Here is a 23,902-nt window from a genome sequence, read left to right on the forward strand (position 1 = left end):
AGGGGGGGACCGCGCAGTATCCGTCAAGTGACCGCCGACACACTGCGTCGGTGGCCAGGGGGGTCTGGATTGTCGCAGAGAGCGGGTCCCGGGGGAAATCGGAGGGGGTCCTCCCCGGGGACGCCAGCTGACGCGATGTTTCAACGGGGTTTCAGGCCCTTGGCGTCCAGCTGATACTTCTTCACCAGCCGCTCGATGGACTTCCGGTGCAGGCCACTTTCACGCGCCGCGCGGGAGAGGTTGCCCTCGCAGCGGGTGAGGACGCTGGTGACGTACTCGCGCTCGAAGTTCTCCAGCAGTTGCTCCTTGGCGTCCTTGAAGGCCAGGTGCTCGTTGAAGGGCAGCGGCCCCTCGCGGGCCTGACCCCGGACGCGCGGGGGCAGGTGCGAGGGGAGGATCTCCTCGCCCTCGGAGAAGGTCAGCACGTGCGACAGCACGTTCATCAGCTCGCGCACGTTGCCGGGCCACGCGTAGGCCATCAGCAGGCCCAGGGCCTCCGCGGAGAAGCGCTTGCGGCCGTGCTTGTCCACCACCTCCGGCTCCGCCAGGGCCTGCTTGAGGATGAGCGGGATGTCGTCGCGGCGCTGGCGCAGGGGCGGCAGCTGGATGTTGATGACGGACAGGCGGAAGTAGAGGTCCTCGCGGAAGTTGCCCGCGGCGATCTCCTTCACCAGGTCCCGGTGGGTCGCGGCGATGACCCGCACGTCCACCTCGATGACGTCGTTGCCGCCCACCCGGCGCACCTCGCGGTTCTCCAGCACGCGCAACAGCTTGGGCTGCAGGTCCAGGCGCAGCTCTCCCAGTTCGTCCAGGAAGATGGTGCCGCCCTGCGCGCGCTCGAAGGCGCCGGGGCGGCCGGACACCGCGCCGGTGAAGGCGCCCTTCTCATGGCCGAACAGCTCGCTCTCGATGAGGTTGGGCGGAATGGCGCCGCAGTCCAGCACCACCAGCGGGCCCTTCCTGCGGCCGGACAGCTCGTGGATGGCGGTGGAGACCAGCTCCTTGCCGGTGCCCGTCTCGCCCTGGATGATGACGGACACGTCCATGGGCGCGATGCGCTTGATGAGCCCGAACACCTGCCGCATGTTCACGCTCTGGCCCACCATGCCGCACAGCTCGCCCTCGCGGTCGGGCTCCACCGCGCCCTCCTCGTCCAGCGGCGCGAAGGTGATGACGGAGGAGCCGGCGCGGATCTGCGAGCCCGGGGACAGGTAGGCCCGTTCGATGCGCCGCCCGTCCAGGAAGGTGCCGTTGGTGGAGTTGAGGTCCACCAGCAGGTAGCCGCGCTCGGTGTGCTGGACCTCGAAGTGGTGGCGGCTCGCCGTGCGGTCCTCCACCAGCACCAGGTCGTTGCCCGGGTGGGCCCCACAGCGCAGCCGCTCCTTGTCGCTGGCCATGGAGCGCCCGGTGTCCGGTCCGGACGTCACCAGCAGCCGACACTTGTGGAGCTTCAGGGTGGCGCGCGGATCCACCACCAGCGTCTCCCCGAGCAGGGGGGACTGGGACGACAACTCGAGGCCGACATCGCCTGGATTCGTGTGGATGTCGTCGGGATGCGGGTTGGAGGCGGTCATCAGTGAACGCGAGGATAGCAAAGGGCGCCCACGCGCCATGCCTGACAGCCGGTGCGTGCTAGTGTCCCGCGCCCCGCATGCCCCCCCGAAAAGCGAAGTCGAAGAAGGCGCCCGTCACGCCTGGAGCACAGGCACCCGAGCGTGGCGACGCACCGCGTCCGCGGCGGCCCCGCGCGAAGAAGACCGTGGCCATCCTCTCCCGGAAGCGCTCGCTGTACTCCACGCGCCGGCTGGTGGAGGCCATCAAGGCCCGCGGGCACCGGGCGCTCGTCTTCGACACGCTGCGCTGCTGCCTGATGCTGGCCCAGGGCCGGCCGCGCATGACGTACCGCGGGGCGGAGGTGAAGGGCGTGGACGTCGTCATCCCCCGCATTGGCGCGTCCATCACCGCGTACGGCCTGGCGGTGGTGAACCACTTCGAGATGATGGACGTGCCGGTGCTCAACCCGCCCACGGCCATCGCGCGCAGCCGCGACAAGCTGCGCGCGCTCCAGTTCCTCGCCCGCGCGGGCCTGGACATGCCCCGGACGGTGATGGCGCATGACCGCGGCAACGTGCGCAAGCTGGTGCAGGAGGTGGGGGGCCTGCCCGTCATCATCAAGCTGATCAAGGGCACCCAGGGCGTGGGCGTGATGATCGCCCACACGCTGCCGGAGGTGCAGACCATCCTCGACACCTTCTGGGACCTGGGCCAGGAGATCGTCCTCCAGGAGTTCGTCGCGGAGAGCGAGGGCCGCGACGTGCGCGCGCTCGTGGTGGGCGACACGGTGGTGGGCGCCATGCGCCGCAAGGCGAAGACGGGCGAGTTCCGCTCCAACATCCACCGCGGCGGCGAGGGCCGCGCCATCGTCCTGCCCCCTGCCTATATGGAGGCCGCGGTGAAGGCCGCGCGCATCATCGGGCTGGAGGTCGCGGGCGTGGACATGCTGGAGGGCCGTGAAGGCCCGCGCCTGATGGAGATCAACTCCAGCCCCGGCTTCGAGGGCCTGGAGGGCGCCACGGGCCAGGACATCGCCGGCACCATCGTGGAGCACGCGTTGGTGTACGCGGGGACCCGGGCCGGTGCGCTGCTCGCGCGGGCGGGTCGCGCCTCGTAAAGGCGCGTGGAAGCAGGCGCGCGGACGCGGATCCGTGCCTGCCCGCCTGCTTCACACCGGGCGTGTGAAGGCTCACGGTGCGCACGGTGCCTTGCATGCTCGACAGGAATACGGGAATGCCAACGGGCGCGGATTGTCCGGGGGTGTTGGCAGCGACGGGGATGCGCCTCTAATCTGGCGACCCCCGATGAAAACGCTGCACAAGCCGCTGCAGATCACCGTCTACCAGGATGTGTTGTGTTCCTGGTGCTACCTCGCCGACCTGCGGTTGGACGTGCTTCGCCAGGAGTTCGGCGAAGCCGTCCGCTGGAGCGTGCGGCCCTATCCCCTGCGGCTGCACGACGTGCTGCCCACGGAGCGCGAAGTGCGCGGTCTGGTGGAGGAGGTGAAGCGCGCGCAGCGCGAAGCCGACCCCACCGCCGCGCTGCTCTCCACGGACCTGTGGCTGGGGGGAGATCCACCCCGCTCCAGTGTGCCGGCCCTGGCGGCGCTGGAAGCCGCGAGGTTGCAGGGGCCGCAGGCGCGCGCCTTCCTCGCGCGGGCCATGCAACGCGCGGCGCTGGAGCAGGGCGTCAACGTGTCCCGCTCGGACGTGGTGTTCGAGCTCGCGTCGCGCGTGGGCCTGTCCATGAACCAGTTCTCCGCGGCCTTCCGCTCCGAGGAGACGCGCCGGCTCATCTACGACGAGCACCGGCTGGCCGGCAGCCGCGGCGTGAGGGGCGTGCCCACGCTCGTCATCGGCGGCCGCTGGATGCTGTGCGGCCTGCGTGAGCTCACCGAGTACCGCGAGCACATCCTCGCGTGCCTCGGCAAGGTGACCACGCCCCGCTCCGGCTCCTCCGAACGACTGGTGCACTGAAGAAGCCGTCCCCCGCACCCCGCGCGCCTTCGTTCCCGAAGAAGGCGCGCGTGGGGAGCGTGGGGCACGCCTTCAGCCCGGCAGCGGTCCCGCGTCCTCGTCCGACCGGGGGCGCAGCGCCAGATACATCCCCGCGACGAGCAGCTGGCCCAGGGCCATGGCGGGGATGAGGCCCACGCAGCATGCGATGAGGCCCCCCAGCATCAACACGATGGTGATGAGGCTCACGCCCACCATGGCGAGGCGCTGTCCCCGCGCGAGCGCCCAGCAGCGCCGCAGCAGCTCCATGGGCGACGGCGGCACCTCCGCGTACGTGAGCTCCGGCTGGATGAGGTACAGCGGGAGCAGCACGTAGAAGAGCGGAACCGTCATCACCACCAGCAGCAACCCCAGGACGCCCAGGACCGACCCCAGGACGTTCATCACCTCGCTGCTCGACGGGTTCGCGGACAGGCCGCTCAGGGCCCCGGTGCCCAGGACCGCAAGGAACCCCAGCGCCCCCACGATGATCAGTGGCACCACCACGATGACGGTGATGAGGAGCAGCGTGAGCAGGTAGGGGATCACCTTGTGCATCTGGCTGAAGAGGCGCCCCAGGTCCGCGCGCCCGCCGTGCAGCACGTCGAAGCACACGCGCAGGAGGCCCAGCTGCACCAGCCCCTGCACCACGAGCTGGGCCAGGAAGCCCAGACCGGCCAGCACGACGGAGAGCGCGGCGCTGTCCACCGCCGCGCCAATGCCCAGGCCCACGTTGACCATCAACTGCGCGCCGCCAGACACGCCAATGCTGATCAACGCCCCGAGCGACAGCATGCCCCACTCGCGCTGGAAGGCCGCCCAGCACACGTTCCACAGCGCGCCGACGCTCCAGTTGTCCCGGTGGAGCGGGAACGTCAGGCCGGAGCGCTCCCGGCACGTGGGGCAGCGCGAGGAGGTGCCCCCCTCGCTGCAGGTGTCGCACATGAAGTTGCCGCACCGCGCGCAGGTGCCCGTGGCGCCCCGCAGGGGGTGCAGCGCGCAGGTCGGCCCCGCCCCCCTTCCGAAATCCATGTCCGACATCGATGTCTCTCCCAGGCGCGGCCCCCGGAGGCCACGTCTCCTGCGTCATATCAGCGGCGGCCCTCCCCCTCCTTGCGGGCAGGCGGACGTCCGGGATGAATTAATGGGGCGCCGGGCCGTCATTGGGGCCAAGAGGTTGCGGAGCGGGACGCATTGGGGGTCCACTTCCGCGCCAGGAGATTCCTCATGAACCGCTTGCTCGCCCTGGTCGTCCCCGTGGCCCTGCTGATGGGGACCGGCTGTGTCGTGGAGGCCCACTCGCACCGCCCCGTCCGCCGCGTCGCCTATGTCGAGCCCGTGGCGCAGTACCGGTTCGCCGGCGCGCATCCCGTCCCCGACGACTACGGCGGCGGGTGGTGCCCGGAGGACTACGGCCACGTCCACGACTACCAGCCGCCCCAGACGTCCTACTACTACACGGACGACGTCTACTATTACCAGGGCCCGACGGTCGTCTGGTACTGGGACTACCACCCGGTCCCCAACGGCGGTTACTGCAGCTACCACGGGCGCCACTCGCACGACTTCTACCCGCATGGCTCGTGGGGCGGCGGGTACTCGTATGACCGCGGCAGCCGCGGCTACCGGTGGGACCGGAGCCACGCGGCCTCCGCCGGGAACGTCCGCTACAACTCCGGCCCCTCGCGGTCCGCTCCGGCCCCTCGCAATGGGGACACCAACGTGGGCCGCCGGGCGCCTCCGGGCGGCAATGGCACCGGCGCCCGTCCCCCCAGTGGCTCCAGCAATGGCTGGGGTCGCAGCAACGGCGCCCCCGCCGCGAACAGCTCGCGGGACAACGACGACAACAAGAGCGGCTGGGGCACCCCGGGCAGCAAGAGCCGTGACGACGACAACGACAGCTCCCGTGGCAACAGCGGCAACGGCAACGGCGGCTGGGGCAACAGCGGCAGCGGCAGCGGCCGGAGCAGCGGCAGCAGCAGCAGCGGCAGCGACCAGAGCAGCGGCAGCGGCAGCGGCAGCGGCAACGGTGGTGGCTGGGGCAACAGCGGCAGCGGCCGGAGCAGCGGCGGCAGCAGTGGGAGCAGCAGCAGCGGCAGCGACCGGAGCAGCAGTGGGAGCAGCAGCGGCAACGGTGGCTGGGGCAGCGGCGGCAGCCGGAGCAGCAGCGGAAGCAGTGGCGGCAGCAGCAGCGGAAGCAGTGGCGGCAGCAGCGGGCGGAGCAGCGGAAGCAGCAGTGGCGGCTGGAACACGGGCAAGAGCTCCGGTTCCTCCGACAACAACAGCAGCAGCAGGAACGGGACGCGCTGGTAGGCGCTTCCTCCTCCCCCTCCTCCCGTGCAGGAACCCCGGCACCGGGCGCGGCCTTCCGCCATCAGCGGAAGGCAGGCTCCCGGTGCCGACGTGTTTTCAACATCCAGGGCCCGCGACGTCCGGCGCACCCGGCCCTCCAGCGCAGCGCGGCGTCGTCCAGGGGACGGACCCGGCCCCGGAGCGGATTGCGATCGCGGCGGACCGTGACGATGTTGCGCCGCGATGAAACAATTCATTCGGGCGGCGGGTGGTGCCGTGCTCGGGCTGGCGGCACTGGCCTGTGGCGACGGCGGTTTCACACCGGACCCTGGCGTGCGGACCGAGGACGCCGAGGCCGTGGATCTGGAGAACCTTCGCATCCTCGTCAGCGGCCAGGCCGCGGTGTTCCCGGAGGCCGTGGGCCGGGGGGCGCCAGCGCCCGCGCTGGCCGGGATGGCGCTGAGCGTGGAGGAGCCGCTGCGCGTGGCCGTCAACGACGCATCCGCCACCTTCGGCACGGGCGAGGTGTCCGAGGACGGCACCTTCCGCATCACCGACGTGCCCGTGCGCGACGTCCACCAGGGGCTCGCGGTGGGCCTCGCGCACGAAGGGCTCGTGCGCAGCACCACCCTCATCTACGACACCGCCTTCACCGGCACCCGTCCGCGCACGGACATCATCGACGCGAAGGCGTGGGCCCTGCCCGTCGCCTTCGTGGACCAGCTGGGCTCCGCCGTGGGCGAGCCCCGCCTCCGGGGCCTCACCGGGGACCAGGCCTCCACCCTGACCGCCGCGGGCTTCGTGCTCGGGCGCGTGGTGGACCTCCAGGGCCAGCCCGTGAGCGGCGTGCGCGTGGCGCTCGACCGCGCCGAGCTGGCGGAGCGCATCTACTACCCGTCCGAGGACCTCACCTCCGTGAACCAGGCGGGCACCGCGTCCCACGGCCTGTTCCTCTACGTGCACTCCGCTTCCGGCGTGGAGTCCTTCCAGCTGTCCGTGGAGGGCTCCGACACCTACGTGCCCCGCAACGTGGACGCCGGGCCCGGCCTGGGCGTCGTGCTCACCCTGTATCCGGGACGCTACGCGCCGTAGTTTCCCCTCGACAGCGCCTCCGCCCGCCCCCATCCTTGAGGTCCTGAAAAGTCGGACATCCCTGTCCTTCCTGGACATGGGACGGCCCTGGCGTCGCATTGCCCCAGCGGCCCGCGGCACGTGATGTTGTGGCAAGATGCAGTGCAGGCGTTCCGGGGGGGCGCGGACAATGAGCGGCCGTTCCATGCCACGAAGCACGGCGTTGGTCCGTGCCCTTGCGCGAAGCGCCGCGGCTGCCGCCTGCCTCGTGGGCCTGCTCGTGTGGGTGGGCTGGGCCCTGGACGTCATGGTGCTCAAGTCCATGGGCGCCGCGCTGCCCGCGATGCGGCCTGTCGAAGCGCTGGGGCTGATGCTGGGGGGCGCCGCGCTGGCCCTGCGCCTGCGGCGCGACGTAAGCCCTGCCCGCCGCCACCTGGGCTCGGTGCTGGCGTGGGCCACCGCCGTCCTGGGCGCGGCAGGCCTCCTGGACGTCGTCGTCCTCACGGTCGACAGCGGGGGCCTGGACGCGCTGTTCCTGCGCCCCTTCGGTGAGGAGGGCCTCCCGCCGCCCGGCTTCACGACCTCGCCCCTGACGTCGCTGTGCCTGATGCTCCTGGGCCCGGCGCTGGCCCTGCTGGACCGGGGCAGCGAAGCGCGGCTGTCGTGGTCGGATGGCCTGGTGGCGCTCACACTGATGGCGGCGCTCTTGGGCCTCAACAGCTTCCTGCTGGGCCCGCTGGTGACGTCCGCCGCCGCGCCGTTCTTCCACGAGCGCAGCATGGGGCTGCACACCACCTGCGTGCTGGTGCTCCTCGCCGTGGGCACGCTGTGCGCCCGGCCGGACCTGGGGCTGATGGCGCGGCTGACGCGCGACACGCTGGGCGGCTTCGTGGCGCGGCGGCTGGTGCCAGTGACGCTGATGGGGCCGCCCGTGCTGGGGCTGACGCTGGTGCTGATGCACCTGTCCGGCACGCTGAGCCACGAGGCGAAGTTCCCCCTCTTCGCCACGGTGGTGGCCGCCGGTGGCGCCACGCTGGTGCTGCTGGCCGCGCGCGCGCTGGACCTGCTGGACACCGAGCGGCGCAAAGCCAACAGCGCGCTGGAGGCGTCCGAGGCGCGCTTCCGCACCTTCCTCGACACCGCGCCCGACCCGATGGTGGTGGTGGACGCCCACGGCCGGCTGCGCTTCGCCAACGCGGAAGCGGAGCGCGTGTTCGGCTACCGCCGCGAAGCCCTGCTGGGCCGCGAGGTGGAGCTGCTGGTGCCCCAGGGCCTCTATGGGCCGTCCACCCACACGCCTCCGCGCGCCACCGGTGGGCGGATGGTGACGGGGCGGCGCCAGGACGGCACCAGCGTGCCGCTGGAGGTGCGCCTGAGCCCGCTGGAGGGCGCGGCGGACGCCACGCTCATCGCCACCCTGCGCGACGTCACCGAGCGCCGGGAGCTGGAGAAGCTGCGCGAGGAGTACGTGGGCCTCATCTCGCACGACCTGCGCAACCCGCTGAGCACCATCAACCTGCGCGCCCACCTGCTCCAGCGCGCGCTGCACGAGCGGAAGCTGGAGCGCGAGGGCCACATGGCCCAGGCCATCATCCACAACGTGGAGTGGATGAACACGATGATTGAAGAGCTGCTGGAGGGCTCGCGGCTGGAGTCGGGCCGCGTGGACCTGCGCCGCGAGTCACGCGACCTGGGCCGCTTCCTGGAAGAGGTGCTGGAGCGCGACGTGCCCCCCGACGCGCGCGAGCGCTTCCGGCTGCACCTGGAGGCTCCGCTGCCGCCCATCCCACTGGACGCGGCGCGGCTGGAGCGCGTGGTGACGAACCTGCTCACCAACGCCATCAAGTACAGCCCCCAGGGCACGCCGGTGGACGTGCGCCTGTCCACCGCGCACGAGCAGGCCGTGGTGTCGGTGAGCAACCAGGGCGCGGGCCTGTCCACCCAGGACGCCGCCCACCTGTTCGACAAGTACTACCGCACCGAGGACGGCCGCTCCGCGGACGGCAAGGGGCTGGGCCTGGGGCTCTACATCAGCCGGCTCATCGTGGAGGCCCACGGCGGCCACATCTGGGTGGAGAGCGAGCCGGACCGGGGCGTTACCTTCTTCTTCAGCGTGCCGCTGGAGGTCGCCGTCGCCAGCACCGGAGCCGCGATCACCGGGCCCGCCACGGGGAGGCAGCGGGCGGGCTGAAAGCCGCTCAGCGCGGGACGAACCAGCGGGGCAGCCAGTCCGCGCCCTTCGCCTTGGTGAGCCGCGTCTGCCCCGTGCCGTCCGCGCGCATGAGGTACAGGTCGGTGTCGCCGTCGCGCTCGGAGACGAACACCAGGGCCTTGCCGTCCGGGCTCCACGCCGGCATGTCGTCGCGGTGGGTTCCGTCCGTCAGCGCCACCGGGGCGCCGCCCGCCACCGTCGCCACCCAGATGCGGCTCTTCCCGTCTTCCGACCGCGCCACGTACGCCACGCGCTGGCCGTCCGGACTGAAGGCCGCCTCGCGCTCGTCGCCCGCGAAGCCCTCGCCGGACAGGGCGCGCAGGTCGGAGCCGTCCGGCCGCACCAGGTACACCCGCTCCCGGCGCTCGCGGTTGCTCACGAACGCGAGCCACCTGCCGTCCGGGCTCCACTGCGGCGACCGGTCCTCCATGTAGAACGTGGTGATGCGGCGCGGCTCGCCCGTGCCGTCCGCGCGGTAGACGTAGACCTCCGGGTCGCCCTCGCCGCTGCACACGCAGGCGACCTCGCGGCCGTCCGGGGACACCGCCGGCTCGAAGCAGCCCTGCTTCACGCGCGTCACCGGCGTGTCGACCGCGTTCGCCGTGGGCGACAGGCGCACCACGTCGCTGAAGCCCTGCGCGTCCGACTCGGTGACGAGCCACGTGCCGTCCGGGCCCCAGCTCGCGTTGCGCGCGCGGGGCCGGGGCGGATGCAGCCCCACCGCGGGACCTCCCGACAGGGGCTGCGCGCGCAGCTGCTGGAACACGCGCCCGTTCGCCTCCCCCGACGCCACCACCAGCAGCGTGCGGCCGTCCGGCGACGGCGGGCCGGGGTATTCGTCCTCCGGCGCGGAGGTGACCTGCGCCTCCTCTCCCGTGGGCGTCACCCGCCACACGTCCTTCTGTCCTGCCCGCTCGGAGAGGAAGACGATGGTGCCCGGCAGGGCCCGCCGCTCCGCCTCGGAGAGGGACTGCGATGGGGAAGGGACACCGGGGGCCGGGGTCGCGGCGCCGCCACAGCGGCCCTCGCAACCCACGGCACCCAGCAACCCGAGCACGACCCACCAGCGCCGTGCCCGGAGGGGCCCGAAACGCGGCTTCCGTTCAAGGCCCCGCGTCACGTCAGCGCACCCGGAGGGCGTCGGCGATGACCACCGAGCCCGCGGCCTGCCAGCGGCTCAGCTGCACCTTGTTCCAGCCCGCGCTGAAGTTGTACGTGCCCAGCGCGACCCACTTGCCGCCGTTGATCTGCTGATCCACGGTCGCCGTGCCCAGGTTGGCGCCCTCGGCGTTGAAGGAGATGAACGCCGCGGCGCTGGAGCGGTTCGTGCCCGCCACCCACCAGGCGTCCACCGTGCGCGTCTGCGCGGTGGGCAGGTAGAACCAGAACGTCGCCGGCGCGGAGACGGCCTCCGTGGCCGCGAAGTAGTAGCCGCTGCCGTAGTAGCCGGCGCTGGAGCCCGCCGTCCACGCGCCCGTCAGCTCGAAGCGGGCCTTGGCCGCGTCGTTGTTGGCGCTGTTGCTGTCGACGATGATCTCACCGGACGACACGGTGCCGCAGTAGCCGTTGATCTTGCTGATGTACGTCGACCACGGCCAGTTGGGACCCGGGTCCGTGCGCGTCGCGGGCTGCAGGCGGCCGTGCGCCACGATGTGGTAGCTGTCCTTCACGATGGCGTTGTCGCGCGCGATGTCGCACGACAGCTTCGCGGACGCATCGATCTGCCCCGCCGGGAAGCTCGTCTGGCTGGCGAAGCCGCCGTGCTCGATACCGATGGTGAAGTTGTTGGCCGACGTGCCGTTGAGCCAGCACTCCTTGCCGCCGTTGAGGTTGCAGTCGTAGGTGGCGCCGATGTGCCAGCCGCGGCTGGACTCGCGCACGAGCTGCGAGACCTCGCTGCCGCTCTCGTTCACCACGTAGTGCGCGCTCACGCCGGCGTCGGGGTTGACGAGCCAGCCCCAGCACCCGGCGTAGTTGCCCTCACAGGTGTGGATGATGATCATCGACGGGTCGCCACCGGCGCCCGTGGGGCGCGCGTTGTAGTTGGGCGACGGATGCCAGATGGCCGCCGCGTAGTCCGGGCCCGCCGCCATCGCCCTCACCTGCGGGCGGGCGAACTTCGCCTCCACCTTCACGGGCTCCAGGGACGCCGCCACCGAACCGTCCGTGTTGAGCGCCACCGCGCCCTCGTTGAGCACCCCGTACACGCCGCGGTGCACGTGCTCCGCCTGCGCGTCCGGGTTGCGGATGCCGCTCAGCCGCGCGACCACGGACGCCCACGCGCCCAGGTCCCCACGCTCCACGTTCGCCTCCGTCGCGAAACGGGAGAGCAGCGCCGCGCCCGCGCGGATGTTCGCCGCCGCGTCCGTGCGCGCCGCTTCCACCGACACGCCCGCCAGCGCCGCGCCCTGCTCCAGGTCCGCGCCACGCAGCGCCATCAGGCCGAACGCGGGCGACTGGCCCGGGAACTCCTCCGTGCCCTTCACCATCTGCCAGCGCGTCTCCGAATAGGAGACCGCCTTGAGCAGCTCCGCCGGGACGCTGAACTCCTGGGCGGCCTGGGCGAACAGCGGATCCAGCTCGCGCGGCTGGCTGCTGCCGGCCGTGTCCGTCGACGGCTGCGACGGCGTCTCGGCGGGGGCGGGCGTCTCCGTGGGCTGCGCCTGGGGACCACACGCGGACAGCACCAGGGCGGCGGCTGCCGCCGCGAACGGATTGCGGAACGTTGACATGAGGGGACTCCAAAGTCGGGGGAGGGACTCCACGGGCCGCCCCCGCATTCCCACGGGAGAGACCGGCGTCGCTTCTACAGCACCATGCGTGCCAGACCCTTCCAGCCCGTTACCTTCGTCTAGTTTTCTTCCGCATCGGTGCATCCATGCACCACTTCCCCAAATCCTCCCGGGACCGTAGAGTTCTTCAAACACCTGAAATCATGGAATTTCCAACATCCCCGAGACGTGCTTTTCCGTCCGGTGAGATGGGTGGTGCACGGATGTCGCACTGACGTGTTCCAGGACATCCATGACGTAATGGATTGTTACAATGCTTCCTGTATTTATCGCTATTTGAAGCAGTGGCGGACCGACAGGGCGAGCCTCCCGGGGGAGGGGGCGCGCGAAGGGCCGACATCCGGGCAGGCCATCCGCTATGACGCCAGCATCATGCGGCTCTTCGGCATCGGCGACACGCACCTGCCCTCCACGCGGCAGAAGGACATGCACCGCTTCGGCTGGACGGACCACCCGCTCCCGCTGCAACGCGCGTGGGACGAGCGGGTGCGGCCAGAGGACGCGGTCATCGTCGCGGGCGACATCTCCTGGGCCACGCGGACCACGGAGGTGATGGACGACCTGGCGTGGCTGGACGCGCGGCCGGGGCGCAAGGTGCTGGTGCGCGGCAACCACGACTACTGGTGGGGCGACTCCGCGTCCAAGCTGCGCAAGCTGCTGGCGCCGTTCCGCACGCTGGAGGGCTTCCTGCACAACAACGCGGTGGTGCTGGGGCCGTGGGTCATCGCCGGCACCCGGCTGTGGACCGCGCCCGAGGCCCCGCCCATGCCCGGCGGCGAGATGGGCGACGAGCCCATCGACGCGGGCTACGTGGAGCGCGAGACGCGCAGGCTCGCCACGTCGCTGGAGGACGCGCGCAAGAAGGAGCAGGCCAGCCCCACGCCGCTCACGCGCATCGTCGCGGTGCACTTCCCGCCCGTGTACGCCAACGAGCGGCCCACCGCGTTCAGCGCCCCCATCGAGGACTTCGCCCCCAAGGTCTGCGTCTACGGCCACCTGCACGCGGGCGGCATCGCGGCGGGCTTCACCGGCGAGCGGGCTGGCGTGCGCTACGTGCTCGCCTCGTGCGACGCCGCGGGCTTCGCCCCGATGCTGCTGGACGAGCGCTGAGCGCGCGCGGGCCTCCACGGATAGAACCTGATACGTCGGTCCGGCGGCCTGACCCGGGGCGCCGTACCAGGGAGTCCCACCGGATAGGGCCTGGAGTGCGGGTGCTTTGTCGACAGGCGGGAGTGTCCCGTTAAGCTGGAGTCCGCTTCCTCTCGCGGGAAGCAAGGAGTGGAAGTCATGCCGTCGGACAAGGCCGAGCTCGCCGCCAGGATCGCCATCCTCCAGCCAGGGGATTCCGTCCGAGGCCTCATCTTCAAGTCCGTGTTCAGCCTGGTGCAGCAGCACGCGGGCGCGACCGGGATGGAGAAGATTCGCACCGGGGAGCTGAACCACGACTACGCGGAGCTGCGCTCGTACCCGGCGCGGGAGCTGCTGCTCCTGCTGTTCGCCGTGGCGGACCTGCTGGAGGGCACGCTCGGGTCCGTGGAAGCGGTGTTCCAGGCGTGCGGCGAGGTGAGCATCACGCGCTACTCCACCGGACCGGGGATGCTCATCTTCGGCATCATCTCCCGGGGCGACCCCCAGAAGCTCTTCGCGGGCGCGCAGATGGCGTACAGCGCGGCGGTGTCCTACGGCAACCGCGAGTACCTCACCACGGGGACCAAGTCCGGCACCCTGCGCATGCGCCGGGACATGATGCCGCCCGCGTACCACGTGGGCATCCTCACCGGTTCGCTCAAGGTGCTGGGCCTCACGGGCAAGGCCACCGCGAAACCCCAGGGCATCGACCGCGTGGACTACGACATCCAGTGGGCGTGAAGCAGCTCAGTCCACGCGGGTGAAGGTCACATCCAGCTGCGCGACGACGCGCTCGCCCACCGACGCCGTGCAGGCGAAGGTGTGGTCGGCGCCGCGCACCTGCTTGCGGTGGGCACCGAAGACGACGGTCTGCCCCGCGTAGGCCAGGCTGTCCGCGGACAGCTTCACGTCCTTCGCCACGAAGCGGGCGGTGTCACACTGCTCCAGCGAACGGCCCAGCGTGGTGGCCATGCGCGTCATGCCGCCCGCGACGACGGCCACCGGCATCACCGGGTGCATCGCGAAGTGGCCCTTGCACAGCTCCGGGGTGACGCCCAGCGACGCGCGCAGGGTGCCGCCGTCCAGCTGCCAGTCCGTCAGCTCCAGCGGCTTGCTGTACGGGTTCTGCCGCAGCTTCGCCCACTCCTCCGGGGTGCGCTGCACGTTGTCCGCGGGCCGGGGCGCGGCGCGCATCTCCAGCTTCGCCTGACCGAACAGGCGGGTGAAGGCGGCGGCGGACAGCACGTTGTAGTCCACCTCCAGCCGGAACAGCGGCGTGCCGTCCGACAGCGACAGCAGCGTGCGCGCCGTGCAGGTGCGCTTGCCGGTGTACTCCGCCTGCGCCAGCGCCCACAGCAGGTCCGTGGTGCGCTCCTGGGGGGCGGGCTGCAGCCACTGACCGCGCGCGGCGCTCGCCAGATAGAAGTGCTGGCCGTCCTTGGGCGCCACCAGCGCCGAGGCGCACGAGCCCAGGATGGCCAGGTGACGGCCCGCCTCGCCCAGCCCGATGGGCATCGCCTGCGCGTCGGGGTCCATCTGCACCGGAACGCGCGCCACCACCTCACCCGGCAGCACCGTCACGTCCTTGAGCGCGAAGTACGGATCGCGAACGCAGATGCGCGGGTACAGCTCCTGCGCGCTCAGCACCGTGTAGGGCGCGGCCTCCGACAGCGGCATCAGCGGCCGGTTCACCCACGGCATGGCGGACGTCGCGGAGGAAGCCGAGGAGGACACAGGGGCGGGGGCGATGGCCTGGAGCATGGAAAGTCTGACCTCGTTTCAGACGCCGGGTGGCGGGGGACACCTGGCCGGAGAGTAACCAAGTTTGCTTACGTCAGGACAGGAATTTTTTCTGCCCCGCGAAAAGATTCTCGATTCATCGGCCGAAGTGTTGCTGCCCCACCATATTTTTTTATCCGAACCGGAATTCGCAGACCACAGCGGCGCAAGATGCGGCATCCCCGGGCGCCCGTAAACCCCCGCCTGACGTCCCGTGTCCACCGGGGGTGGGTCACAACAACCCCGTGGTTTTCCCCCGTTCCCAAGTCATTCCGGTCACTTGCACGGGGGAAAATGTTGTCCCACCTTCAGCACGCGGGGTGAGGATTCAAAAGAATTCCTTCTCGCGGGGTGAAGTCAGGATGCGTCACCCTACAGCTCCACCTGGCTTCCCAGCTCCACGACGCGGTTGGGCGGGATGCGGAAGTAGGCGGTGGCGCTGCGGGCGTTGCGGCTCATCCAGGAGAAGAGGGCCTCGCGCCAGACGGCCATGCCGGGCTTCTTGGTGGGGATGAGCGTCTCCCGGCCCAGGAAGAAGCTGGTGCCCATGAGCTGGAACTGGAGCCCCTTCTCCCGGCAGCGCTTGAGGACGTCCGGGATGCCCGGGTTCTCCATGAAGCCGTAGCGGGCGATGACGCGCACGAAGCCCTGCTCCAGGGGCTCCACCTCCACGCGCTCCACGCCCACCACGTGGGGGATGTCCTCCGCGATGATGGTGAGCAGCACCACCTGCTCGTGCAGCACCTTGTTGTGCTTGAGGTTGTGCAGGAGCGCGGGCGGGGTGCCCTCCGGGTTGCCCGTCATGAAGATGGCGGTGCCGGGCACGCGCACCGGCGGGTGGTCCCCGAAGCTGCCCAGCAGGTCCTTGAGGCTGATGCTGGACGCGCGCAACTTGGCCGCGAGGATGTCGCGCCCGCGCTTCCACGTCGTCATGAGGATGAAGATGCAGACGGCGAGCAGGAGCGGGAACCAGCCGCCGTCGGCGATCTTCACCGCGTTGGCGCCGAAGAAGGACAGGTCCACCAGCAGGAACACGCCCGCGATGGGCAGCGCCACGGCGCGGCTGACGTTCCAGCGCTCGCGGGCCACGATGTAGGCGAGCACCGTGGTGATGGCCATGGTCGTCGTCACCGCGATGCCGTACGCCGCCGCCAGCCGGCTGGAGGAGCCGAAGCCCAGCACCAGCGCCACCACGCCCAGCAGCAGCACCCCATTGAGGCCGGGCAGGTAGATCTGCCCCATCTCCTCCGCGGACGTGTGCACGACCTCCATGCGCGGGCTGTAGCCCAGCTGCATCGCCTGGCGGGTGATGGAGAAGGAGCCGGAGATGAGCGCCTGGGAGGCGATGACGGCGGCGCCGGTGGAAAGGGCAACGAGCGGGTACAGCGCCCAGTCCGGGGCGAGGAGGAAGAAGGGGTTGCGGGCGGCCTCCGCGTGGCGCAGCAGCAGCGCGCCCTGCCCCAGGTAGTTGAGGACGAGCGACGGCAGCACGAGGATGAACCAGGCGCGCTTGATGGGGCCCGCGCCGAAGTGGCCCATGTCCGCGTAGAGCGCTTCTCCGCCCGTCACCACCAGGAACACGGCGCCCAGCACCAGGAAGCCGTGCCACCCGTTGTCGATGAAGAAGTGCACGGCGTGCACGGGCGAGAGCGACCAGAGGACCGCGGGGTTGTGGAGCAGCTCCTTCACGCCCAGCACCGCGAGGACGAGGAACCACACGCACATGAAGGGGCCGAACACCGCGCCGATGCCGGCCGTCCCCTTGCGCTGCACGAGGAACAGGAGCGCCAGGATGACGAGCGAGATGGGAATCACATACGGCTGGAAGACGGGGGTGGCCACGCTCAGGCCCTCCACCGCGCTCAGCACGGACATGGCCGGGGTGATGACGCCGTCGCCATAGATGAGGGCCGCGCCGAAGATGCCCAGGGTGATGAGCACCGGCCGCGCGCGGTGCGACTGGCCCCGGGGGCGCTGCATGGCCAGCGCCATCAGCGCGAGGATGCCGCCCTCGCCCCGGTTGTCCGCGCGCATCACGAACAGCAGGTACTTCACCGACACGACGATGATGAGCGACCAGAAGATGAGCGACAGCACGCCCATCACGTTGGCCGGCGTCGGGGCGATGCCGTGCGGGCCGGTGAAGCACTCGCGCAAGGCGTACAGCGGGCTGGTACCGATGTCTCCGTAGACGATGCCCAGCGCGCCCAGCGCCAGCATCGCGATGCGTTTGGGAGAATCCGGCCCCTCCAAGGAGGCGGCCGTCGAAACCAAGGGTGCGTTCACGGCCCCCGCTTTAGCCGAACCCCGGGCCGCCGCAACCGAAGCCGTGCCGCTCCTTTGCTTTCCAACCGCTCGGAGGTGTTCCCATGTGCGCGGTCCGCCCCCTGCCCCGAGGGGCGACGGGCCGGGGAACGAGACCTCTGCGGTCCACCAACGGTTGCGGGGGTTGGGTGTCCTGCATCCGTGAAAGCGGGGATGGCGGGACCTGGGACGCACAGCGTTCCGGGCGGGAGCGTGCTCCCATGGGAGGGCATCGGGGGGCGCGGCATGACGATGGTGGCAACCAGGCTGGGCGAGGCGCGGCAGTTCGGGGCGCATGCACCGGAGATTGAAGAGCGGCTGGCGCTGCTGGCCGAGGCCTCGAGGGTGCTGGCGGACGCGTCCCTGGAGCCCCCCGCGGTGATGGAGCGGCTGTGCGGGCTGGTGGTGCCGCTGCTGGGGGCGGCCTGCGCGCTGCGGCTGCTCACGGAGGACGGGCTGTGGCTGCGCACGGTGGCGTCGGCGTCGGCGGTGCCGGAGTCGCGGGCGCGCTTCCAGGCGCTGCTGTCCCAGCGGGTGCGCGCGGACGAGGGCGTGGCGGAGGAGGTGCTGGGCACGGGCGAGGCGCAGGGGGTGGAGGCGGTGCTGGTGCTGCCCCTGCGGGCCCGGGGGCGCGCGCTGGGGACGCTGACGGTGTGGCGGGACGCACCGGAGGCGTCGTCCTTCGACCCGGGGGAGCAGCTGCTGTTGCAGGAGCTGGCGGACCGGGCGGCGATGGCGCTGGACGTGGCGCGGGCGTACGCGGCGGAGCGGCAGGCGCGGCAGGCGGCGGAGGTGGCGGCGGGGAGGCTCGCCCGGCTGCAGCACGTCACCGCGGAGCTGTCGGAGGCGCTCACCGCGGCGCGCGTGGCGGAAGTGGTGCTGGAGCAGGGGCTGGCCGTGGCGGACGCGAAGGCCGGAGGCCTGTGGCTGGTGGAGCCGGACGCGACGAGCGCCCTGCTGCTGCGCTGCGCGGGCTGCACGCCGGACGCGGCGGAGCGGCTGCGGCGGCTGCCCCTCACCGGGGACGCGCCGGGGACGCGGTGCTTGCGGGAGCTGCGGCCGGTGTGGCTGGAGGCGGAGGACGCGCTGGCGGCCGGAGGGGATGAGCGGCCCGCGTCCTCGTCGGCGTGTCTGCCGCTGGTGGTGGACGGCCGCGCGCTGGGGGCGCTGGTGTTCACCTTCGGCCTGCCGCACGGGTTCGACGACGACGAGCGGGCGTTCCTGCAGCTGGTGGCGCACCACGCTGCGCAGGCGCTGGCGCGGGCCCGGCTGTTGGAGCGGGAGCAGCGGGCGCGGGCGGCGCTGCGCGAGGCGCACCAGACGCTGGAGGCCATCATCCAGGCGAGCCCCGCGGCCATCATGCTGTTGGACCCTGACGGCACGGTGCGGCTGTGGAATCCGGCCGCGGAGCGGATGCTGGGGTGGACGGCGGACGAGGTGCTGGGGAAGGTGCTGCCGGTGGTGCCGCCGGAGCACTGGGAGGCGTTCCGGCAGAGCCTGGAGCGGGCCACGCGGGGCACGGTGCTGGACGGTGCGCCGCTGTTGGGACGCAGGCGGGACGGCAGCGCGGTGCAGGTGGCGGTGTGGACGGGCCGGGTGCATCCGGCGAGCGGTCCGCCGCAGTGCCTGAGCGTGATGGTGGACATCACCGAGCGCCAGCGTGGCGAAGCGGCGCAGCGCTTCCTCGCGGAGGCCGGCGGGGTGCTGGCGGGGTGCCTGGAGGAGGAGGAGACGCTGGAGCGCGTGGCGCACCTGGCGGTGCCGGCGTACGCGGAGACGTGCGGCGTGTTCCTGGAGGACGAGTCGGGCGGGGTGCGGTGCGTGGCCACGGCCGGCGAGGGCTCGGACGCGGAGGTGCCGCCGCCGGGGCTCGCGGTGGTGTCGCGGGTCATCCAGTCGGGGCGGCCGGAGACGCGCTCGGGGCTGTCGGAGGGGGACCCGACGTGCGCGCGGGCGGGCGGGACGTGCGCGTACCTGTGCGTGCCGCTGCGGGTGCGGGGGCACACGCTGGGGGCGCTGACGTTCGTCACGTCGCGGCGGGCGTACGACGCGCAGGACCTGGCGCTGGCGCAGGAGCTGGCGCGGCGGGCGGCGCTGGCGCTGGACAACGCGAGCCTCTACCGGGACGCGCGCCACGCCATCCGCCTGCGCGAGGAGTTCCTGTCCATCGCGAGCCATGAGCTGAAGACGCCCATCAGCGCGCTGCAGCTCCAGGTGCAGAGCCTGCTGGCGGGGCTGGCGCGTTCGGGGGCGCAGTTCGATCCGGAGCGGCTGAAGCGCGGGCTGGAGCGGGTGGACCGGCAGGTGAAGCGGCAGACGTTGCTGGTGAACGACCTGCTGGACGTGTCGCGCCTGAGCGCGGGGAAGCTGGAGCTGGTGCGGGTGCCGCTGGAGCTGGGCGCGCTGGTGCGGGAGGTGGCCGAGCGCTTCGAGCCGGAGTACGCGCGCTCGGGCACGCCGCTGGAGTTGTCGCTGGCGCCGGAGGCGCGCGGGCAGTGGGACCGGCTGCGGTTGGACCAGGTGATCACCAATCTCTTGTCCAACGCGCTGAAGTACGGACGGGGCAACCCGGTGCGCGTGGAGCTGGAGGTGACGGAGAGCAAGGCGCTGCTGCGGGTGAAGGACGGCGGCATCGGCATCGCGACCGAGCACCTGCCGCGCCTGTTCCACCGCTTCGAGCGCGCGGTGTCCGAGCGCAACTACGGTGGCTTCGGGCTGGGGCTGTGGATCGCCCGGCAGATCATCGAGGCGATGGGCGGCCACATCGAGGTGGAGAGCGTCCTGGGCGAGGGCTCCACGTTCAACGTGGAGCTGCCGCGCGGGTGAGGCGGGCCTTCAGGGGAGGCCTTCGGCGATGAAGCCGCAGCCCCGCTGGGGGGCGCGTGGGTGGAGGGTGTGGCAGCGCTCCGGGGCGGCGCAGTCGCCGTCGCCGGTGCAGGACTGGAAGCAGTAGCCGCTGGCCGCGTCGCAGGAGAGACCCGGGGCACAGGGCGTGCGGTCGTCACAGCGGGCGCGACATTCGAAGGCCTGGGTGTCGAGGCTGGGCTCCGCGAAGCCTCGCAGGCAGTCCTGGTTCTCCGCGCAGGGCGCGGCGTCCAGGCACGCGGGGCCCACGAAGGGGTGGCAGGAGGGCACGTCGCCCGGAGCGTCCGAGGCGCAGCGCTGGCCCTGGGGGCAGGGACGGTCGCGGCAGCTGGGGACGCAGGCGCCGCGCACGCGGTAGGCGTTGGGTGCGCACTCGGTCCCGGGGGCGCAGGCGTCCGGGTCGTGCACGTCACACGGTGGGCCGCAGCGGTCCTGGATGCAGAGGAGGCCCGGGACGCAGGTGTTCTCTGGCTCGTGGGGGAACGTCGCGCACCGCTCCCCGGCGAGGCGGTCTCCGGAGGGGGTGCAGCGGCGCAGGGGCTGGCCCGACGCGGAGGTGTCCACGGCGTGGCAGGTCTCCCCGAGGCCGCAGTCCGAGGCTTCGTCGCAGAAGCCGCGCAGCAAGCGGCATTCACGGAAGCCGAAGTCCGGGTGGTGCGCGCACACCCTGCCCGGGGGACACGCATCGTCCGCGGAGCAGAGGTCCATACAGGCGAGCGAGGCCTGGGTGTCGGCGCGGCAGTTGGAGGGGACGTCCGGGAGCTGGGTGCCGTTGCTCAGGACGACGACACCGGGAGGAAGGTCTCCCGCAGCGTCGGGATCATCGTCGGGGGCGACGCTGTCATCCAGGTCCAGGTGGACGGACCGTTGGGTCAGGTCGGCCTGGGACGTGAGGTCCGGCCCCGGCCACATGAGCCACACCGCCGTGCCCACCGCGAACACGCCCGCGAGCAGGGCGATGAGGAGGGAGAGCCTGCGCGGATTCACTCCGTGCCCCGGTCGTTCATCGACGCCCGCTTGCGTCGAGCACCTGCTGCATCCACCGCTGACTCTCCTCGTCCCGGGTCACGAGCCCGTCGAAGCGACCCGCGCGCATCATGTCCACGAGGGGGCGGTCCTGCGCGATGAGTTCAGCAGCCGCGAAGGGAAACATCACGGTGGAGCACCGACCTGGGACGAAGTCGGGCTGCTCCGGCAACAGGTCCATGAAACCCGTGAGCTGGCGGAACAGCGCCTCCACGCTGGAAGCCACCGGGACCACGTGCGGCTCCTCCTGCACATCGATGTAGAGCACGGGCTGCACGCCTTGGGCATCCGCCAGTCCTGGCACGACGCCGTAGTAGTACTCGAGGTTCGCGACCTGCCCGAAGAGGACACAGGCTGGGAACGGAGTCAGCCCTTGACCGCGCATCCAAGCGTTCACGTCGAGTGCGCCATCCGCACCAGAGCCCGGGCGATACAGCACGAAGTCGCCCAACGTGGCACGCCCCGTGCGCGCATAGAGGCCGGCGAGCATCGGGTCGAGCGGTGCACCGAGCCACTGTGTTCCCGGGGAGGGAGCATCGAGAGCGGGCGGATCCATCCTCACCGGGAAACCGTGTCGGTGGCAGGTCTCCACCAGTCGCGTCCATCCCACTTCGAGCCCGGCCACGTGAATCCCTCCTCTCGAAACGCAGGCGCCTCAAAGGCCCAGCAGGACTTCGACTTCCCGCAGCGCGGCCTTCTGCGCGGAGGACAGGGCCACTGCGGATTTCGACGGATCGTACACGACGTGAAACCACTGTCCGAAGTGCTTACGAGTGATGCGCGCGACTTCATCCACTTCGCTCGCGGAAACGCTTCTCGGACTCTTCCGAACCAGGGTCCAGACCGAATTGATGCTCGTATGGACCTCACGAGACACACCCACCAGGTTGCCCGAGACATTGATGTTCCGGAGGGGGAACAAATGCGCGTATTCGAGGGGAACAAGATGGTGCACGGGATACGTCGCCATGAGATCCGGCCCCAGTGTTCGCGCCAGCTGGGGTTGGAGCACGTCGAAGTACTCCTGCCGTGCCCACTCCCGAAGCTTGTTCTTCGCATATTGATCCTTGAGGGGCGCCCGCAGCCGCTGTTCCATGTCGCGCAGTAGGGCTTGGAGTTCTGCCTTCTCCCCCACCCCGAGCGCGGCCATCCCTTCCGCCTCCGCCTTCATCCAGATTCGCTGCAGCGCTTCGCGCTCCGCGGGTGGCGTCCGGATCAACACCGTGCGGAACCACTGCGCCGCCTTCGCTCCGCCCCGACCGAGCACCGACACCACCGTCGGCGCGACGGCCTCGAACATCCCGAGCGTGCCCTTCGCGATGAAGCCGCCCACGTACCAGTACGCGAGCTGTTCAAAGGACCAGGCCCCCGCGTAGCGCGCGTTGTCCGCGACCTCCTGACGCCAGTGACGCAGGATGTCCTCCTGCATCGCCCGGTACTCCTTCGCGATGTCCTCCAGGGGCTCGGGGGGTGCGTTGGGTTCGAGCGTCTTCGCCGCCACCACCCGCCAACGTGCCTCGGCCTCGCCGCGCACGTGCTGTCCCTCCAGCTCCACTTCGACCGTGCGGCTCCCCACCGCGTTCCGGAAGGGCAGCAACGCCAGCACCACCGGCATGCGCGCGTCCTCACTCGCGGGAACACGCTGGCGCCCCAGCCCCTCCTGCACCTCGAAGAGGCCCGGGTCGACCTCCTCCAGCAAGCGCATGCCTTCGTAGTGGAGCCGTGCCCGCTGGCGCACCCGTCCCTCCTGGGAGACTGCCTGGGCAGGCAGCAGGCGATGGGCCACCTTCAGGGCATCGGATAGCGCGGGCTCGGACGCGCCCGGCAACGCCTCCGCGACCGTCCTCGCCTGGGCCGCGACCTGTCCCCGCACCGTCTCCAGGTCGAAGCGCCAGTGCTCCAGGTCCCGCTCCAACGTGAAGCGCAGGCGTCGGGGCTTCACTCCCACCAACGTGGACAGGCTTCGCGTCAGCTCGCGGGAGAACCCGCTCCAGTTCGCAGTGCCACCGGGGCCCTGTCCCTGCGCCGTGCGACGGAAGGACAGCAGCGTCAGCGCGCCTCCGTGGTTCTGGTACTCGAAGGTCCACGCCTCTCCCGGGACGCCTCGCTCCCCCGCGACCGCCCACAGCTCGCGCACCACGCGGTCCGCTTCGGCCTGCCGGGCGCGCGCACCGTCCACCGACGCGGCGCGCTCCAGCGTCCCTTCCTTCGTGAAGCCTGGCTCCGCCGTGTCTTCGACGGACGCTTCGCTCCGGTCCACGTCGTAGGCGCCATCACTCGCGCACGCCGACAGTCCACACACCCAAAGCCATCCCAGCACCGGCAGCATCCAGCGCCAGGACTTCGCCACCGCCGCTCCGGAAGGCCTCATCGCCTTCCGAGCCTACGGGGAAATTACAGCGCCAGGAGCAGCAGCGACGCCTGTTCCTCGGGCGAGGCCGCGTAGAAGCCGGCCGGCAGGGTGATCACCGTGGGCGGCACGAAGGCGCGGTCACAGCTGCGCTTGCCTTCATAGACCCGGCCCGGCTCCCTTGCCTTCAGCCGGTACGTGCAGTCGCGCACGTACACAGTCAGCTCGTCCTGCGACAGCTTCAGCGTCACGGGGCGGCTCCAGAAGCCTCCCTTCGCCTCCAGCACCCCGCCCTCCTTCTTCACGTCCAGGTTCACCAGGGACGTGCCGATGGTCCCCTTCACCTCCTGGTCCTTCAGCTTCAACTGCACCGGCAGATCCGTCACCCGCCCGCGCAGCTCCCCCGGCAGCCGGGACACCTGGAACTCGGGACCCGTCACCGTGTCCTCCGTGATCCGCAGGTTGAACTGCCCCCTCGCGATGTCGAAGGAGAGATCCTCCTGGGCCACCGCGACCGCCCCGCCGACCCCCGCGA

18 protein-coding genes are annotated in these 23,902 nt (G+C 71.1%); 8 read left to right on the top strand and 10 right to left on the bottom strand.

All coding sequences use genetic code 11. The features are described from left to right. Window positions 1–140: 140 nt before the first annotated feature. Window positions 141–1,574, bottom strand: a complete 1,434-nt coding sequence (locus D7V97_RS17240) for a sigma 54-interacting transcriptional regulator (protein ID WP_199728835.1) — start codon at window positions 1,572–1,574, stop codon at window positions 141–143. A 77-nt stretch (window positions 1,575–1,651) separates the two neighbouring features. Here D7V97_RS17240 and D7V97_RS17245 point away from each other — a divergent pair, with 77 nt between their 5' ends. Both D7V97_RS17245 and D7V97_RS17250 read left to right on the top strand, forming a co-directional pair. Next, window positions 1,652–2,671, top strand: a complete 1,020-nt coding sequence (locus tag D7V97_RS17245; RefSeq protein WP_120611736.1) for a RimK family alpha-L-glutamate ligase — start codon at window positions 1,652–1,654, stop codon at window positions 2,669–2,671. A gap of 187 nt (window positions 2,672–2,858) precedes the next feature. Further along, complete coding sequence (locus D7V97_RS17250; protein ID WP_120611737.1) at window positions 2,859–3,530, top strand: DsbA family protein; 672 nt, start codon at window positions 2,859–2,861, stop codon at window positions 3,528–3,530. A 72-nt stretch (window positions 3,531–3,602) separates the two neighbouring features. Here D7V97_RS17250 and D7V97_RS17255 read toward each other — a convergent pair whose 3' ends face one another. Further along, window positions 3,603–4,589: a hypothetical protein gene (locus tag D7V97_RS17255; protein WP_120611738.1), complete on the bottom strand. Its 987-nt coding sequence runs from the start codon at window positions 4,587–4,589 to the stop codon at window positions 3,603–3,605. Between the two features lie 186 nt (window positions 4,590–4,775). On the opposite strand from D7V97_RS17255, the gene D7V97_RS17260 reads away from it, so the two are divergent. The 3 genes from D7V97_RS17260 (at window position 4,776) to D7V97_RS17270 (ending at window position 9,102) form a co-directional block, all read left to right on the top strand. Next, complete coding sequence (locus D7V97_RS17260) at window positions 4,776–5,861, top strand: hypothetical protein (protein WP_120611739.1); 1,086 nt, start codon at window positions 4,776–4,778, stop codon at window positions 5,859–5,861. A gap of 222 nt (window positions 5,862–6,083) precedes the next feature. Then, window positions 6,084–6,932 (top strand): carboxypeptidase regulatory-like domain-containing protein, encoded by an 849-nt coding sequence (locus D7V97_RS17265; protein ID WP_120611740.1) that lies wholly within the window; start codon window positions 6,084–6,086, stop codon window positions 6,930–6,932. Between the two features lie 184 nt (window positions 6,933–7,116). Further along, on the top strand, window positions 7,117–9,102 hold the full coding sequence (locus tag D7V97_RS17270; RefSeq protein WP_147444839.1) for an ATP-binding protein: 1,986 nt from the start codon (window positions 7,117–7,119) through the stop codon (window positions 9,100–9,102). Window positions 9,103–9,109: 7 nt separating this feature from the next. On the opposite strand, the gene D7V97_RS17275 is transcribed toward D7V97_RS17270, so the two are convergent. Both D7V97_RS17275 and D7V97_RS17280 read right to left on the bottom strand, forming a co-directional pair. Further along, window positions 9,110–10,180 (bottom strand): LpqB family beta-propeller domain-containing protein, encoded by a 1,071-nt coding sequence (locus tag D7V97_RS17275; protein ID WP_120611742.1) that lies wholly within the window; start codon window positions 10,178–10,180, stop codon window positions 9,110–9,112. 64 nt (window positions 10,181–10,244) lie between these two features. Next, window positions 10,245–11,855, bottom strand: a complete 1,611-nt coding sequence (locus D7V97_RS17280) for an N-acetylmuramoyl-L-alanine amidase (protein WP_120611743.1) — start codon at window positions 11,853–11,855, stop codon at window positions 10,245–10,247. A gap of 432 nt (window positions 11,856–12,287) precedes the next feature. Here D7V97_RS17280 and D7V97_RS17285 point away from each other — a divergent pair, with 432 nt between their 5' ends. Then, window positions 12,288–13,025, top strand: coding sequence for a metallophosphoesterase (locus D7V97_RS17285; RefSeq protein ID WP_120611744.1), 738 nt, complete (start codon window positions 12,288–12,290; stop codon window positions 13,023–13,025). Window positions 13,026–13,202: 177 nt separating this feature from the next. Next, window positions 13,203–13,784 (top strand): DUF2378 family protein, encoded by a 582-nt coding sequence (locus D7V97_RS17290; RefSeq protein ID WP_120611745.1) that lies wholly within the window; start codon window positions 13,203–13,205, stop codon window positions 13,782–13,784. A 6-nt stretch (window positions 13,785–13,790) separates the two neighbouring features. Here the strand turns inward: D7V97_RS17290 and D7V97_RS17295 are convergent, their stop codons facing one another. Both D7V97_RS17295 and D7V97_RS17300 read right to left on the bottom strand, forming a co-directional pair. Further along, on the bottom strand, window positions 13,791–14,804 hold the full coding sequence (locus tag D7V97_RS17295; RefSeq protein WP_120611746.1) for a hypothetical protein: 1,014 nt from the start codon (window positions 14,802–14,804) through the stop codon (window positions 13,791–13,793). 390 nt (window positions 14,805–15,194) lie between these two features. Further along, a complete protein-coding gene (locus D7V97_RS17300) occupies window positions 15,195–17,042 on the bottom strand; it encodes a potassium transporter Kup (RefSeq protein WP_120611747.1) in 1,848 nt (615 codons plus the stop codon). A gap of 330 nt (window positions 17,043–17,372) precedes the next feature. Here D7V97_RS17300 and D7V97_RS17305 point away from each other — a divergent pair, with 330 nt between their 5' ends. Further along, window positions 17,373–19,952 (top strand): GAF domain-containing protein, encoded by a 2,580-nt coding sequence (locus tag D7V97_RS17305; RefSeq protein ID WP_120611748.1) that lies wholly within the window; start codon window positions 17,373–17,375, stop codon window positions 19,950–19,952. A gap of 9 nt (window positions 19,953–19,961) precedes the next feature. On the opposite strand, the gene D7V97_RS17310 is transcribed toward D7V97_RS17305, so the two are convergent. The 4 genes from D7V97_RS17310 to D7V97_RS17325 form a co-directional block, all read right to left on the bottom strand. Beyond that, on the bottom strand, window positions 19,962–20,978 hold the full coding sequence (locus D7V97_RS17310) for a hypothetical protein (protein ID WP_120611749.1): 1,017 nt from the start codon (window positions 20,976–20,978) through the stop codon (window positions 19,962–19,964). Window positions 20,979–20,994: 16 nt separating this feature from the next. Beyond that, window positions 20,995–21,642: a hypothetical protein gene (locus D7V97_RS17315; protein WP_147444840.1), complete on the bottom strand. Its 648-nt coding sequence runs from the start codon at window positions 21,640–21,642 to the stop codon at window positions 20,995–20,997. Between the two features lie 30 nt (window positions 21,643–21,672). Next, a complete protein-coding gene (locus D7V97_RS17320; RefSeq protein WP_147444841.1) occupies window positions 21,673–23,388 on the bottom strand; it encodes a hypothetical protein in 1,716 nt (571 codons plus the stop codon). A 23-nt stretch (window positions 23,389–23,411) separates the two neighbouring features. Further along, the coding region (locus D7V97_RS17325; RefSeq protein WP_120611753.1) for a hypothetical protein at window positions 23,412–23,902 on the bottom strand (491 nt) is incomplete at its 5' end.

The sequence above is a fragment of the Corallococcus sp. CA053C genome (assembly GCF_003611675.1).
Taxonomy (GTDB): domain Bacteria; phylum Myxococcota; class Myxococcia; order Myxococcales; family Myxococcaceae; genus Corallococcus.